14 protein-coding genes and 1 tRNA gene are annotated in these 15000 nt (G+C 60.7%); 5 read left to right on the top strand and 10 right to left on the bottom strand.

The genetic code is table 11. From position 1 onward, the window contains the following. Positions 1-15: 15 nt before the first annotated feature. Both AC1RL4_RS11505 and AC1RL4_RS11500 read right to left on the bottom strand, forming a co-directional pair. Positions 16-1518: a sensor domain-containing diguanylate cyclase gene (locus tag AC1RL4_RS11505; protein WP_230172687.1), complete on the bottom strand. Its 1503-nt coding sequence runs from the start codon at positions 1516-1518 to the stop codon at positions 16-18. Between the two features lie 88 nt (positions 1519-1606). Next, complete coding sequence (locus AC1RL4_RS11500) at positions 1607-2518, bottom strand: LysR family transcriptional regulator (RefSeq protein WP_019578965.1); 912 nt, start codon at positions 2516-2518, stop codon at positions 1607-1609. Between the two features lie 141 nt (positions 2519-2659). Here AC1RL4_RS11500 and AC1RL4_RS11495 point away from each other — a divergent pair, with 141 nt between their 5' ends. From AC1RL4_RS11495 to AC1RL4_RS11485, 3 genes are all read left to right on the top strand, one after another. After that, the gene (locus AC1RL4_RS11495) at positions 2660-3043 is read left to right on the top strand and encodes a DoxX family protein (protein ID WP_019578966.1); all 384 of its coding nucleotides are present in this window, start codon (positions 2660-2662) and stop codon (positions 3041-3043) included. Positions 3044-3083: 40 nt separating this feature from the next. Then, positions 3084-3923, top strand: a complete 840-nt coding sequence (locus AC1RL4_RS11490) for a pirin family protein (RefSeq protein WP_230172684.1) — start codon at positions 3084-3086, stop codon at positions 3921-3923. Between the two features lie 116 nt (positions 3924-4039). Continuing rightward, positions 4040-4471 carry a nuclear transport factor 2 family protein gene (locus tag AC1RL4_RS11485; protein ID WP_019578968.1) on the top strand — a complete coding sequence of 144 codons (432 nt, stop codon included), beginning with the start codon at positions 4040-4042 and terminating at the stop codon, positions 4469-4471. A 153-nt stretch (positions 4472-4624) separates the two neighbouring features. Here AC1RL4_RS11485 and AC1RL4_RS11480 read toward each other — a convergent pair whose 3' ends face one another. From AC1RL4_RS11480 to AC1RL4_RS11465, 4 genes are all read right to left on the bottom strand, one after another. Next, positions 4625-4927 carry a hypothetical protein gene (locus tag AC1RL4_RS11480; protein ID WP_018925958.1) on the bottom strand — a complete coding sequence of 101 codons (303 nt, stop codon included), beginning with the start codon at positions 4925-4927 and terminating at the stop codon, positions 4625-4627. Between the two features lie 326 nt (positions 4928-5253). Then, positions 5254-6762: a tripartite tricarboxylate transporter permease gene (locus tag AC1RL4_RS11475; RefSeq protein WP_018925959.1), complete on the bottom strand. Its 1509-nt coding sequence runs from the start codon at positions 6760-6762 to the stop codon at positions 5254-5256. A gap of 24 nt (positions 6763-6786) precedes the next feature. Further along, positions 6787-7278 carry a tripartite tricarboxylate transporter TctB family protein gene (locus AC1RL4_RS11470; protein WP_493119599.1) on the bottom strand — a complete coding sequence of 164 codons (492 nt, stop codon included), beginning with the start codon at positions 7276-7278 and terminating at the stop codon, positions 6787-6789. Position 7279: 1 nt separating this feature from the next. Further along, complete coding sequence (locus AC1RL4_RS11465) at positions 7280-8245, bottom strand: tripartite tricarboxylate transporter substrate binding protein (RefSeq protein WP_028940579.1); 966 nt, start codon at positions 8243-8245, stop codon at positions 7280-7282. 223 nt (positions 8246-8468) lie between these two features. Here AC1RL4_RS11465 and AC1RL4_RS11460 point away from each other — a divergent pair, with 223 nt between their 5' ends. Beyond that, positions 8469-9122, top strand: a complete 654-nt coding sequence (locus AC1RL4_RS11460; protein WP_028940578.1) for a hydrolase — start codon at positions 8469-8471, stop codon at positions 9120-9122. 49 nt (positions 9123-9171) lie between these two features. Further along, on the top strand, positions 9172-10524 hold the full coding sequence (locus AC1RL4_RS11455) for an OprD family porin (RefSeq protein ID WP_026331657.1): 1353 nt from the start codon (positions 9172-9174) through the stop codon (positions 10522-10524). 18 nt (positions 10525-10542) lie between these two features. Here AC1RL4_RS11455 and AC1RL4_RS11450 read toward each other — a convergent pair. The 4 genes from AC1RL4_RS11450 to fdhE form a co-directional block, all read right to left on the bottom strand. Continuing rightward, positions 10543-10638: transfer RNA gene (locus tag AC1RL4_RS11450), tRNA-Sec, on the bottom strand. Positions 10639-10644: 6 nt separating this feature from the next. After that, the gene (selB, locus tag AC1RL4_RS11445) at positions 10645-12564 is read right to left on the bottom strand and encodes a selenocysteine-specific translation elongation factor (RefSeq protein WP_230172680.1); all 1920 of its coding nucleotides are present in this window, start codon (positions 12562-12564) and stop codon (positions 10645-10647) included. Next, a complete protein-coding gene (gene selA / locus AC1RL4_RS11440) occupies positions 12561-14009 on the bottom strand; it encodes an L-seryl-tRNA(Sec) selenium transferase (RefSeq protein ID WP_096480207.1) in 1449 nt (482 codons plus the stop codon). The genes selB and selA overlap by 4 nt, the downstream gene beginning before the upstream one ends. 60 nt (positions 14010-14069) lie before the next feature. Next, the gene (fdhE, locus tag AC1RL4_RS11435) at positions 14070-14996 is read right to left on the bottom strand and encodes a formate dehydrogenase accessory protein FdhE (protein ID WP_028940575.1); all 927 of its coding nucleotides are present in this window, start codon (positions 14994-14996) and stop codon (positions 14070-14072) included. Positions 14997-15000 lie beyond the last annotated feature (4 nt).

The following is a 15000-nucleotide window of genomic DNA, read 5'->3' as shown; positions in this document are numbered from 1 at the left end:
CAAGTGCCTCTTCGGTCAAGCGACGCTCAGCTGATTTCTCCCCTGCGATTTCGCCGCGTAAAGCGCGCGATCTGCACGATCGATCAGTGCCTTTTCATCAGGGTCGCTGCCGTCGGCGACATATGTCGCCAACCCCAGGCTGACGGTCACGATACCTAACGGGCTCGACAAATGCGCAAGTTGCTCGGCCGCAATACACGACAGGATCGCCTCGGCAACCGTTCGCGCTCCTGATTCGTCCGTATTGGGCATCACCACGGCGATTTCTTCCCCGCCATAGCGAGCTGTCATGTCACCTGGGCGACGGACACAGTGCTTGATCGCCTGACCTATGATCCGCAGACATTCGTCTCCAGCGAGATGGCCGTAGTGATCGTTGTAGCGTTTGAAAAAGTCCACATCGATCAGAATCAGTGACAACGGGCTTGCAAGTCGCTTGGCACGTTTGAATTCGACATCCAGAAACTGATCGAAATGCCGGCGGTTGGCGAGGCCGGTGAGTTTGTCCTCGCTGGCGAGAACTTCCAGCGTCTGGTTAAGCTCGATCAGTGCGGTTTGGGTGGCGAGCAATTTTTCCTCCGCCCGAATACGCCGACTGATGTGGGAAATCAACCTGCGCCCCAGTGCGACCAAGAGCCCCAACAACAGCAGCACCACAGCGACAGATTGCTTTGTCTGACTGAGCCACGCTTGCGTTGCCTCGGCCTGCCCCACCGCAACCGTCGTGACGACAGGATATTGATCGCTTCTCTTGAACGCGTAGAGGCGATGGATGCCATCGACATTCGACGCAAAATCCACGGTGCCCGATGAGGTATTGCGCAAGTATTCGGAGAATATGGGCGCGCGCGACAGATCACGACCGATGTCTTCCACTTGAAAGGGATACCGCACCAGCAGGCTCCCTTCGGATGAGGTCAGGCTGATCGCGCCGAATTGCCCCACGTGGATGCTTCGATAAAGTTTGAGGAAATGTTCAAGGCTGATGGTCGCAGCGATCACCCCCGCAAAACTTCCATCAGGGTGATCGATGCGTCGGCTGACGGAAATCACCCAGGTGCAAGTGACACGGCTGAGAATCGCCGGGCCGATATAGATACCGCGATCCGCAACGTCTCGGTGATGCTTGAAGAACGCCCGATCTGCGTTGTTGCTATTGGATGAGATCAGTGTGTCGGTCGAAAATAACCAGTCCCCCTGGGCGTCGTACAGCACCACGCTATTCAATTGGGGGAGCGCATCCATCTGCTGGGCAACCAACTTGCTCAGCCGTTCGAGTTGCTCCGGGCCGGTGCCGTCTTTCTCGATCCTTTCTGTCAGGCCCAGCAACAGCACTTCACTTTGCTTGAAGGTGCCCTCGGTGTAAGTGTTGAGCGCCTGAGTCAGGTTCAATGTATCGGTATTGATGTCGCTCAAGGTGTTCTGTCGGGCTGTCCATGTCTGCCAGGCCGTCAGCAGCACCACGGAGACACACACCAGAAAGATCAGAAAAGTGGCAAGTCGAAGATCGCGTTTCAAGGAAGTACCGGGCTGTTGAGTACACTGGCGTCAAAGGCTGTGCATTATAGAAGGCTTTTGGCCAGCATTGCTGATGCATTTGGATAGTTCAGCCCTGCGCCGGGAATGCTTCCACTCTTAGTTTCTCCATCACCAGTTCAATGAAGGCCGATACCGCCAACGGCAGATGCTGCCGGCTCGGGTAAAGCACGTGCAGACCAAAGCCCGCGCGCTGGAAGTGCGGCAACACACGTACAAGTCGGCCCGCCTGAAGATCGAGTATGGCGAGCGTCGGCGGCAGCAGTGCGATGCCCAGGCCGGCCACCGTAGCCTTGCGCAGTGCCTGGGCCGTGTTACCGGAAAAACGGCTGGCGATTTGCACCTCCTCCTCCACGCCCTCTGGTCCGGTCAGACGCCAGGTGGTGAAGCCGCTGGGATGGGCGAAACTCACGCAGTCATGGTTCACCAGATCCTGCAGCGTACCGGGCATTCCGCGAGCAGCGATGTAAGCCGGACTCGCCACCAAGCCCTCGCTGCCTGCACTGAAGAGCTGGCGCCCGACGTAACCTGAGTCTTGCAGCGGACCGCCGCGAAACGCGATGTCGATACGCTCGGCAATCAAGTCGGCGCGGGCGTCACTGAGCACGAAGTCAAGCCGCACCCGCGGATGCGCGGCAAGAAAGTCAGCCACCCATTCCATGGGGAAGAAGTCGAAGAAATCCGCCGTCGCGGCAATGCGCACCAAGCCGCTGGGTTCCTGGCTGCCCGTCATCAACTCGTGCCCCGCCTCGATCAGCCCGTCCACGGCGCCCACGCAGCGCTCGTGAAAAGCCTGCCCGGCATGGGTCAGCGTCAACTTGCGCGTGGAGCGTTGCAGCAGTCGTGTGTCGAGTTGTGCCTCGAGCTGCTGGACACGCCGGCTGACGGTGTTGGGCGGCATGCCCAGTCGCCGCGCCGCTTCGGCAAAGCTGCCGCTGCGGACCACTTGGACAAACAAGGCAATGTCATTCAAGTCGAGCATAAGGCGATAATTCCAGCAAAAAATGGACGGGCTCAATCCAATTGTGCCATCTAATCAACCAATCCGGGCACGCTTATCCTTCTTGCATCGCGGCAGTTAGCCCTCTAACTGCGTTAACCACAGGCAAGGACATCGTTTTCCATGACTCAAACTTCATCCCTCTCCCCTATTCAAAACCGCATCCTTTGGGGTGTTCGCATCTTTCTGGCCTTGGCGTTCGCTGCGGCCGGCATCGCCAAGCTGGCCAGCGCTCCGCAGATGGTTCAGGTGTTCGATGCCGTCGGCCTTGGGCAATGGTTCCGCTACCTCACCGGTGCCATTGAAGTGGCTGGCGCTGTGTTGCTGCTCATCCCGGTCACGAGCTTTTTCGCCGGGCTGCTGCTGACGGCGACCATGACCGGCGCAGTGGTCACGCATCTGTTCGTGATTGGCGGCAATCCCGCCCCTGCCCTGGTGCTGTTGGCGATGTCTGCCTTCGTGGCCTGGCGGCAGAAGCCCGCGGCCTTGCTCGGTGCAGCGCGCTGATCCATCCCAAGGCGATCGGCTCAAGACTTGAGGAAAACCTATGAACAACATCGTCGCCACACCAACGCGCGCCATCGTTCACCGCACATCCGGCAGCACTCACGGGCCGATCACGCGACTCATGAGCCCTGGCGACCTGGGCCAGTTGTTGAAGCCTTTTGTGTTTCTTGATCTCTTCGGCTTCAAGCCCCAAGGCGGGCAGAAAGGTTTCGGCATGCACCCGCATTCAGGGATCGCAACACTGACCTACATGATTGAGGGCGGCGTGGAGTACGAAGACACCACGGGCAAGACGGGCGTGTTGCCCACCGAAGGTGTGGAGTGGATGCGTGCCGGTAATGGCGTGTGGCACGACGCTAAACCAATCGGCGACAGCTCAATATCGGGCTTCCAGCTCTGGGTCGCCCTGCCCGTTTCGCACGAAAACGCACCGGCGGAAAGTCTCTACCTGGCGCCCTCGCAGATCCCGCAAGCAGGCCCGGCGCGTGTGCTGCTCGGACGCTATGGCGCAGCGCAAAGTGCGATTGCGGCACCTTCGGACATGAACTACCTCGTCGTGCGCTTGAAAGACGGGGAACGCTGGCGCTACACACCTCCCACCGGCCACAACGTGGCGTGGCTGGCGGTCAATGCCGGTCGGCTGGACGTTGGTGGCCCGGTCAATACTGGCGAGTTGGCGGTGTTCGAGGAGTCAGACCAACCCATCGATTTCGTGGCGCACGGCGACACGTCTTTCGTGCTGGGCTCGGCGGTGAAGCACCCACATGATTTGGTGATGGGTCGTTATTCAGTACACACCAGCCGAGCGGCACTGGCGCAGGGCGAGGCTGAAATTCAGCGGATTGGCGCGCGTCTGTTTCACGAGGGACGGCTGGCCTAGCACTCGCTAATGCCATATCTGCATCACTTGGTAAAAACCTGATATGTTGGACGATGACAGATGAGTTAGCGTAATTCATCTGTCATCCTCGCATCTATAACAACAAGGAATTACCCATGAAAAAAGTGAAACTGATTATCGGTTTTTTATGCCTGTTCAGTGGCTACGTGGCGGCCTCCCCCGCATCGAGCGAGACGGATGTTGCCGCTGCGGTAGACCATCTGACTCAAGCGATGCTGACCAAAAACGTCCCACAACTGAATGCGCTCACCGCTGAAAACCTGACCTATGGGCATTCCAGCGGGAAAATCCAGGACAAGAAAGAATTCATCGCCGACATCGAAACCGGAAAAAGCGCTTTCAAAACGCTGGAGATGCAGAACCAGAAAATCACCGTCTCGGGTGATGTGGCGTTGGTCCGCCATCATTTTTCGGCGCAAGCCATCAAGGGCACCGAGATTGTTCCCACGGAAATCGAGAACTTTCAGATCTGGCAAAAGCAGCAAGGAAAATGGTTACTGGTAGGACGACAAGCGTTCCGGCTCTGACCTGGCGAGGGGTGTCAGGCAGTTGCAATGCTGGATGTGCCGGTCTCTTCGCGAGCAAGCCCGCTCCCACACTGGATTTTCTGTGAGCACAGTATTTGTGCACGCCAGCGATCACATGTGGGAGCCTGCTCGCGATGGCGTCCGTCGCTACCACTAAACAGCAGCCTTGAACCCCTCCTCCCGCTGCAACGCCCGAGCCTGAATCACATCCAGCAAGGCACAGCCTTCACGCGTCAGCAGATGCACCGCCCGGGTGACGCGGGTCAGGTCGCAGTCGGAAATACCTTTGAGGTTGAGACTGGACAAGGTGTCCATCAGATCGCGAACCACGGTGAAGCGATGCATGGCGCAGGCGGCCAGGTCGCTGAGTTCTTTGTGGGTGTTGATGAAGAGCACCGGGGATTCGGCGTCGTAGGTGTCGATGGGGAGGTAACGCGGCATGACTTGGTCGGACATCGATGTAACTCCTGTAATTAGAGCTACCACCCTTCGCGGCCAAACGAAGAAGGTGGCAGCCGTACGCGGGTTGGCCGACCGGACAGGAGACCGGCACACCCGAGGGTGTCCCACGCACAGCCGCCATAACACAAAGGTGTTCGGTAGCTGAACGTTCCTGTATCGACCGGCCAAGGTCGTTCGCGGTGTTTTCCGCGAGCCCGAACTATAGGGGTCGATACCAAAACGCGGCAACAGGGTACGTTGTAGGAAACGTCTTGGAAAGTTGTGCGCCACAACGTGGACCGTTGTGGACTGCCCGCCAAACGCGTGTTTGCCCAGAATGCTTAATCATCCTCATGCAACTTGATCCCACGCTTATGCAGCAGATACGGCACCAGCAACACCAACAACGTCAACGCCAGCACCGACGCCGCAATCGGTTGCGTCACAAATATCATCCAGTCGCCCTGGCTGATGGATAAAGCATTACGCAGCTGTTTTTCCGCCATCGGCCCCAGCAGCATGCCGACGATCACCGGGGCGACGGGGAAGTCGAAGCGGCGCATCAATACCCCGGCCCAGCCGATACCCAGCATCAGGAACAAGTCGAAGGATGAGTGGCGCATGCCGTACACGCCAATGGTGGCGAATACCAGGATCCCGGCGTTCAGGTACGGCCGAGGGATTTGCAAGAGTTTGACCCACAGCCCCACCAGCGGCAGGTTCAGCACCAGCAGGATGACGTTGCCGATGTACAAAGAGGCCACCAGGGTCCAGACCAACTCGCCCGAGGTCTGGAACAGCAGCGGCCCCGGTTGCAGGTTGTAGTTCTGGAACGCCGCCAACAGAATCGCCGCCGTGGCGGAGGTCGGTATGCCCAGGGTCAGCAGCGGCACCAGTGAGCCGGTGGCGCTCGCGTTGTTCGCCGCCTCGGGACCTGCGACGCCTTCGATGGCGCCTACGCCCTTGCTGGCGGCGAATTCTTTCGGGTACTTGCTGAGTTTGCGTTCAGTGGAATAGGACAGGAACGTCGGGATTTCCGCGCCACCGGCCGGAATCGACCCGAAGGGAAAACCGATCAAGGTGCCCCGTAACCACGCCGGGACCGAGCGTTTCCAGTCGGCGCGAGTCATCCATAACGAGGTCAAGCGGTGTCGGCCGGCCGTTTCTTCCTTTTGGTAAAGCACGCCGTACAAGGCCTCACCGACGGCAAACAACCCCACCGCGACCAGCACCACTTCGATGCCATCGACCAGTTCGGGAACTCCCAAGGTGTAGCGGGCAATGCCTGACGTCGAGTCGAGGCCGATCAAACCGATGGTCAGCCCGATGCCCAATGAAGCAAAGCCGCGCAGCATCGACGCGCCGAGCACTGCCGACACGGTGGTGAAGGCCAGCACCAGAATCGCGAAATACTCCGCCGGCCCGAATTTCAGCGCCAGCGTGGCTACGAGGGGCGCGAACAACGTCAGCAAGATCGTTGCGATGGTACCAGCCACGAATGAACCGATGGCGGCCGTTGCCAGCGCCGGGCCTGCCCGTCCGTTGCGGGCCATGAGGTTGCCTTCCAGGGCCGTGACCATCGAGGATGACTCCCCTGGCGTGTTGAGCAGGATCGAGGTGGTGGAGCCGCCAAACTGAGCGCCGTAATAGATGCCGGCGAACATGATCAGTGCCCCGGTCGGATCGACCTTGGCGGTAATCGGCAGCAGCAAGGCGACGGTCAGCGCCGGGCCGATCCCCGGCAATACGCCAATTGCAGTGCCCAGCAGACAACCGATAAAACCCCACATCAGATTGATCGGCGTCAGCGCGCCAGCGAAGCCGACGGCCAGATTCGAGAGAATATCCACCTTGTCGACCTCCTACGGCCTGAATCAGATCCAGGCGTTGATCAAGGGCGGAAGGGAAACCCCTAGCCCGGCGGTGAAAAGCCAGTAGATCGGCAGCGTCAGGGCAATGCCGATGGCCAGGTCTCGCACCGGGCTGCGACTGCCAAAGCCCCGCGCCGAACAGGCAAACAGCAATGCAGCAGACAATACGAAGCCGATGTAGGAAATGAGCAACGCCACGCCCACCAGCCCTGCCGTAACCCAGGTCGCCCCGGACTTGCCGCCGGGCTCGGCCCCGGAAACTTCATGATCATCGGCGAGGTTGCGAAAACCACCGGTGAGCGCCTGATAGCACATCAACAGACCAACGGCGCCCAGAAATGCCGCGACGGCATAGGGGTAGACATAGGCCGGCATGATGACGAAGCCCATCTCAGGGGGAAACCGCGAGGCGCCGACCGCCAATACCGCACTGATCACGACAATGCCGACGCCAATCGCCAGTTGAGCCGGCCTTACGCTCCAGCGCCCGGCCATCTCAAAGCAGCCCGACCTTGACCAGCATCGCGCGCAGGCGTCCGTGCTCCTCATCGACGAATTTGCCGAAATCATCCCCGGTCAGAATGCTCGGCGACCACGCATTGGCTTTTACGTTTTCCTGCCAGACGGCGCTTTTGGTGGCGGTCAGGACGGCTTCCGTCAGTGCCTTGCGCTGTTCAGGCGTCAGGCCCGCCGCGCCGTAAACACCCCGCCAGTTGCCGATCGTCACGTCGTAGCCAGACTCTTTGAGGGTCGGTGCGTCGATGCCTTCAACGCGGTTGGGCGCGCCGACGGCCAGTAAGCGGAACTGCTTGGACTGCACGTATTTGGCCAGTTCGGCGTAGCCGCCGGTGATCACCGTGATGTGGCCTCCCAACACCGCGGCGACGACTTCGCCGCCACCGGCGAAGGCAACGTAATTGACCTTGTTGACGGGGATGTCCATTTTGCTCGCCAGTTCGGCGATGCCTATGTGGTCGATCGACCCCTTGGAGCCACCGCCCCATTTGATGCTGGACGGGTTGGCTTTGAAGTCCTTGAGCAAGTCCTCCAGGTTTTTGTACGGCGAGTCGTCGCGTACGGCGATCACGTTGTATTCGGTAAACAGCCGGGCGATCGGGGTTACGTCCTTCAAGGTGATTTGCGGTTTGTTCTGCTCGATGGACGCGACCATGATCGCGCCGACCACGATCAGCGCATCGGGGTCGCCCTTGGTGGCGTTGGCAAATTGCGCCAACCCCAGGGTCCCGCCGGCGCCACCCTTGTTCTCGAAGGTGGCGGCTTTGGCCGTTTGGGCCTCGACCATGGCTTTGCCCAGGACTCGCGCGGTCTGGTCATAACCGCCACCCACGGAACCTGGGGCCATGAACTTGACGGTGTCCAGGGCAAAAACGGGTGATGCGAGTGCGGCGGCGGTAATGAAAGCGGCGAGGTTGCTGCTGAATCGACGGGCCAGTGCAAACATGAGACGTCTCCGGATAGCCGTTCTTGTTGTTTTCGATCAGGGAGAGCCCCTGTTCGGTGAGCATGCGTCTGGAAACAAGCGTAGGTCATAGATGTGTTTGTTGACGGCCTTTGTGCTGATGCGCCGTTAATCAAAGACAGCACATCGACTCAATATCCGCATCGAAATCTACGCAACCATAGGCCCTGTGAACCACCCACAATCCACTTGCAAGGACATCATCATGGCCATCGCAAAAGCAGCACCTGGCAAAACCCTGCTGAACCCAACCGACCACACCCTGATCATGATCGATCACCAGTCGCAAATGTCCTTTGCGACCAAGTCGATCGATGCCGTCACCCTGCGCAATAACGCCGCACTGGTGGCCAAGGCAGCCCGGGGCTTCAAGGTGTCGACCATCCTCACCACCGTTGCCGAGAAAAGCTTCTCCGGCCCGATTTTCGACGAAATCAAATCGGTGTTCCCGGAACACAAAGTGATCGACCGTACCAGCATGAACACCTGGGAAGACGAGCGCATTGCCGTTGAAGTCAACGCCATCGGCAAACAAAAAATCGTCCTGGCCGGCCTGTGGACCTCCGTGTGCATCGTTGGCCCGGCACTGTCGGCCCTCGACCAAGGCTTCGAGGTGTACTTCATCGCCGATGCCTGTGGCGATGTCTCCATCGAAGCCCATGAAATGGCCGTGCAACGCATGATCCAGCTCGGTGCCCGCCCAATGACTTCGCTGCAATACCTGCTTGAACTGCAGCGCGACTGGGCACGCACCGAGACTTACGACGAGACGGTGAAAACCTCCATCGCCAACGGTGGTGCCTATGGTCTGGGCCTGATCTACGCCAAGACCATGTTCCATGCCTCTGAAGGCCATTGAGAATAAATAGCGACTCTTCGGAGTCGCTGTTTCAAGCGGGAGATCAATCATGTTTTCTTTACAAACCCTCCCGCGCATTTCCGGGCGGAAGGACGTACCCAGGGCGTCCTTCTGGCTCTGCGTGTTTTTTGCCGGAACAGCCCTGGCGGATGAGGCACCGGATTCCGCGCAAGGATTTCTCGAGGGCGGGAAGCTTGAGGTGCTCAGTCGAAATTTCTTCCTCAACAGCGACTACCGCTCACCCCAGCCTTCGGGCAAGAACTACAAACAAGAGTGGGCTCAAGGCTTTATCGGCTCATTTGAATCCGGATTCACTCCCGGCACGCTAGGTTTCGGCGTCGACAGCCACGCTTTTATGGGGCTGAAGCTCGACGGCGGCAAAGGGCATTCGGGAACCGGGTTACTGCCGCTGGACAGTGACGGTCGCAGCGAAGACAACTACTCCAGTGCCGGTGGCGCGCTGAAAATCAGGGCCTCCCGAACCACCCTGGCCTTCGGTGAAATGACCGTGGAAACCCCGGTGTTCGACACCTCCGACAAACGCCTGCAACCGGAATACGCCACGGGCTTTCTGTTGAACAGCAACGAAATCGACAACATGAAACTGGTGGCTGGTCATTTCACGGCGTTCAAGAATCAGGACAACACAACAAGCAAGGGCAACTTTTATGGCTACGGTGCCAACACCGAAGCCGGTGGCATCACGTTTCTGGGCACCGACCTGTTCACAAACAGTCCTGTCGGCGGCGCGTTGTACGCCTCCGAGCTGAGCGACACCTGGCGCCAGTATTACGCCAACCTGCACCTGAAACAGTCCGCCGTGTTCCTCGACGCCAACCTGTACCGCACGCAGGACACCGGCAAGGCACTGGCCGGTGCCATCGACAACACCGCCTACAGCCTCTCGGGCAAATACACCCTTGATGCCCATGCCTTTACCCTGGCCTGGCAACGCATCAATGGCGACACACCGTTCGACTTCGTCGGTGGCGACTCGATTTACCTGGCCAACTCGATCAAGTACGCCGACTTCAACGGCGCCCATGAACGCTCCTGGCAGGCACGCTACGACCTCGACCTCGGCGCTTATGGCATCCCCGGCCTGAGCTTCATGACGCGTTATGTCCGGGGCAGCGACATCGACGGCACCCGTGCGCCCAAGGGTGGGGCCTACAACCCGTTCGACCCGACCATCGGCGAGTACGTGCCTCAACAGGGCGATGGCGGGCGGCATTGGGAGCGCGACATCGACCTGCGCTACATCGTGCAGTCAGGTTCCGCGAAAGGGTTGTCACTGCAACTGTCCCACGTGTCTCATCGGGCCAACACCGCTCAGGCGGGCGATGACATCGACAGGGTTTACGTCGTCATCCAGTACCCGCTGACCTTCGGGCACCTGTGATCGACGTCACCGTGGAAATGGCGGAAGGCAGCCGGAGTCGAACCTGCCCGGGAACGGATGCCGTCCCCAACCGGGTTTGAAGCCCGGCCGCGCCACCGGGCGCGATTGCCTTCCTTGAAGTCAGACTGCGGTTTGTTGGGCCAGTGCATTGTCGAGCCGGATATGGCGTCGATCGCCAAAGCGGCGGGTCAGGCCGAGCCGGTCGAAGTATTCAAGAATCTGAATACTGCGCTTGCGCCCCAGGCCCACGGCATCGCGAAATGCGGCGACCTGAATCACCGGGTTATCGCTGGCCAGTTGCACCAGCATAGCCGCCAATCGGCGCACCAGTGTTTCGGTGTAAAACAGGTCACGGACGATTTGATGCAGCAGTCCCAACCGGGCCATCTTGCGCAGCAGCAGGCGCACGGCAGCCTCGTCATGGCCAGTGGCTTTGGCCAGATCACGCACCCACGGCGGATCGAAACCCGCCTGTTCGAACAACGGCTGCAATTGTTGCCAGAGGGTTTCGTCGTCCTCGCTCAAGCGCACCTGGTGATCGGGTAAATGCAGCCACGGACCGCTGGCCGCCATTGCACCACTGGCCAGTAATTCGTCGAGCAGGCTGATAAAGGTCGACCGTTCCAGCACGCTGCCGGCGAAGCGACGCAGGCGATCCCGGTCCGGTCCCATCTGGTCCGGTTCGAGTTGATGAAAGCGTGCGAGGTGTTCCAGCAGCGGCGTTTTCTGGGCTTCCCAACGCACCGCGCTGAACAACAATGGCCCCTGCCGCGTATCGATGAGACGCACGTCATCGGGCAATTCCCAAGTCTCGCGCGAACGGTTGAACTGACGCTCCAGGCGCAGCGGATCGAGCCCGGTGTCGCTGTTGGCCAGCAGTGCCGGCAGTGCCGCTTCCAGACTATTGGTGGCGGACAGCGCTTGTAGCTGCGCCAATCGCTCAGGGCTGCGACGATGTCGGGCCGGGGCGAACGGGTCCAGCACCTGTCCGCCGCCAAGGGTGCGTTGGGCGCTTTGGTCGCGCAGGATCAAGCGGTCGCCCTTCACTGCCAACACCGGCGCATTGACCAGCAGTTGCGCGAACATCTGCCCGCCCGGTGCCAGGCTGGAACCTTCCAGCAAGGCCACCCGCCCCGTCACGTCCTGAGTGCCGAGATGCACATGCACCGGTTGAAAGTGTTCGAAGCTTCGCGCTTCGCTGGCCAACACGCTCATCTGGACATCCAGACGCTGGGTCGGCGCATGCAGCCATTCGGCCACCAGCCAGTGGCCACGGTGGATCTGCTCCAGGGCCAGACGCTCGGCACTCAGGTTCAGCGCGACGCGCTGCCCGGCCATTGCGTTGTCAGCGGCCTGGTTTTGCGCATGCAGGCCACGTACTCGCACCAGTTTGCCCTGCGGGCTCAACATCAGCGTATCGCCCACCGCCACCTGGCCGGACAACGCCGTACCGGTCACCACGATGCCGGCGCCGGCCACGCTGAAGGCCCGATCAATCGCCAGACGAAAACCGCCGCTGGCGCTGCGTTGAACAACCTCATGCTGTGCCTCCAGCAAAGCCTGACGCAGAGTCTCGATGCCCTCGCCGGTCACACTCGACAGCGCGATTTGCGGCGCGCCTGCATACGGTCCGGGCGCCAGTAATGCTTCGATCTGCTCACGAACAGCCTGCACCCGAGCCGAGTCAACCCGGTCGCACTTGCTGATTGCAATCAGAGCCCGAGGGATGCCCAGCAACTCGACAATCGCCAAGTGTTCACGGGTTTGCGGCATGACGCCGTCATCGGCCGCTACCACCAGCAACACCAGATCAATCCCTTGAGCGCCGGCCAACATGTTGTGGGTGAAGCGCTCATGGCCGGGCACGTCGATAAAACCGGTCAGGGCGGCGCCCGGCTCCAGCGCCGCATAGACATAGCCCAGGTCGATGGTCATGCCGCGTTCGCGTTCTTCGCGGCGACGATCACCGGCCTGCCCGGTCAGTGCCTGCAGCAAGGAAGTCTTGCCGTGATCGATATGCCCCGCCGTGCCGACAATCACCCGTCCCGGCCCTCCTCCTGCAGTTGATCGAATTGCGCCAGCTGATTGAGCTGCGCCAGCCATGCCGCTTCGTCATCGAGTTGACGCACGTCGAGCCACAAGGCGTCATCGTCAATGCGGCCGAGCACCGGAATGGGCAGTTGCCGCAATGCTGCCTCCAGCCCTAGCAACCGTCGCCCACGCAGGCGTTTCGAAACGTTTGGCCGCAGGCATAACGCCGCGCTGGGCAACCGGGCCACGGGTTGGCTGCCGCTGCCGATCATGCCTAACGCCGGAATCGCGCTGACGCTCCAGCCATCGCCCAGCACCTGCGCCAATGACGGTTGCAGGCGTTCGGCCTGGGCGAGGATGTCGGCTTGGGGCCGGGTCAATAGACGCAGACTCGGCAGTCGTTCGGCCAGACGATCGGGATCGCGGTACAGCGCCAAGACGGCTTCGAGGGCCGCCAGGGTCAATTTGTCGACCCGCAGGGCACGCTTGAGCGGATTTTTCTTGATCCTGGCGATCAGGTCTTTGCGGCCGACGATCAATCCGGCCTGAGGCCCGCCGAGCAGTTTGTCGCCGCTGAAGGTGACGATGTCCGCGCCGTCGAGCAACGCCTGGCGCACCGTCGGTTCGGCGGGTAAACCCCAGCGAGTCAGGTCCAGCAGGCTGCCGCTGCCGAGGTCTTCGAGCAAGGGCAGTCCGTGGCGGTGAGCCAGCTGCGCCAATTCCGCCGTCGGCACTCTCGCGGTGAAGCCTTCGATGCTGTAATTGCTCGCGTGTACGCGCATCAGCAGACCACTGCGCGGGCCGATGGCGGCCTCGTAATCGCGAGCATGGGTGCGGTTGGTGGTGCCCACTTCATGCAACCGCACCCCGGCGCGGGCCATGATGTCGGGAATGCGAAACGCGCCGCCGATTTCGATCAGCTCACCTCGGGAAATGATCCCTTCCTTGCGTGCGCCCAGGCTGTTGAGCGTCAGCAACACAGCGGCGGCATTGTTGTTGACCACGGTGACTGCTTCGGCGCCGGTCAGTTCGCGGATCAAGCCTTCGATCAAATCGTCCCGGTCGCCGCGCTTGCCGTTGTGCAGGTCGAATTCCAGATTGAGCGGATAACGGGCGGCCAGTTGCACTGCTTCAATGGCCTCCTCCGGCAACAATGCCCGCCCGAGGTTGGTATGCAGCACCGTACCGGTGAGGTTGAACACCCGGCGGATCTGGCTGCGATGCTGAATCGCCAGACGCTCACCTGCCCTCCCCGCTAATACGTCGGGGGCGATTTCAATGGCGGCGAGTTCACCGTTGTGCACCGGCTCGCGCAAGTCATCGAGCAATTGCCGCAGGCCGGCCAGCAGTGCGTCGTGTCCGTAACGCTCGGCCAGCGGTTGGCAGGCAGGATGGCGTAGCAGGCTGTCGATGGAAGGCAGCCGCAAGGTTTGACCGGCGAGGGTTGCGGGCATCAGAGGCTCCCGGAAGCGAGTGACCGTCGCGTCTGAGTGTAGCCTCTGGGATCGATAAGCTCAGTCGCCTCCGGGTGCGAGCATCAAGTTGGGCGCTGGCCGCTGGTAACCTTCCTGCTCCAGACGCATGTCCAGCATCAGGCTGGACAGGTCCGCCGACAGGGCTTCGGCTTCGGCGTCGTTTTCCAGGTAGATCAGTTTCAGGTAGCTGTTGCAGCCGGGACAGACCTCCGCCCGCAGCGGTGCCTGATTGGCGGCGTGGCGATCATCCTCGAAGCTGACGTATTCAAGCCCCTTGCTCTGTTCGCAATACACGCATTTGACCCGCACCACATGCCATTCGCAGGCGCACAGCGAGCACACCAGATAACGCAAACCGTTGTATTTGCCGCGATGACGAATCACCCCGGCCATCGCCGGTGAACCGCAGGATGGGCATTGGCTGAGGCTGTCGCCGCGCGTCAGTTCAAGGTTGGGCGTGCTCAGCAGCCAATAACTCCAGGCCACTTGCAGCGCGGCGCCGAGAAACGGCACCAGCGCTGCCGGCAGCATCGAGTACTGGCCGCTGACCAGGGCAATCGCCCACGCCTTGAGCAACCCAGGGTTCGCGCTGCGCAACGTCGCCACGGCGTTTTCTACCGCCGAGTGTGGCAATGGCTGATAGCGCTGCAACAAGGCCTCGAGGTATGGCAGCCAAACGTTTTCGCGCACCAGGCTGTCGGCAGCGAACGGCGGCAAGCCATGTTCTACGCACAATCGCAGGCGTTCGGGGTCGGGCATGGTCGCCACGGGCGGATCGTCCATCAGCTGCTGCTGGACATGACACAACCCCGCGATCAAACGCAGATAGTCCGCCATGGGATGGCCGTCGGCCAAACGTTCCAGGCGCAACGCGCGCAGGGTGAACAGGTTGTTCGGCGGCAGGTACAGAAACGGCGGTGAACTCGCCGCCGCTTCTATTTGCCCGGGCTCGAGGATTGTGGCCAAGGGA

The sequence above is a fragment of the Pseudomonas sp. GW822-FHT07A10 genome, from assembly GCF_058798795.1.
This window is presented reverse-complemented; position numbering and strand designations above follow the sequence as displayed.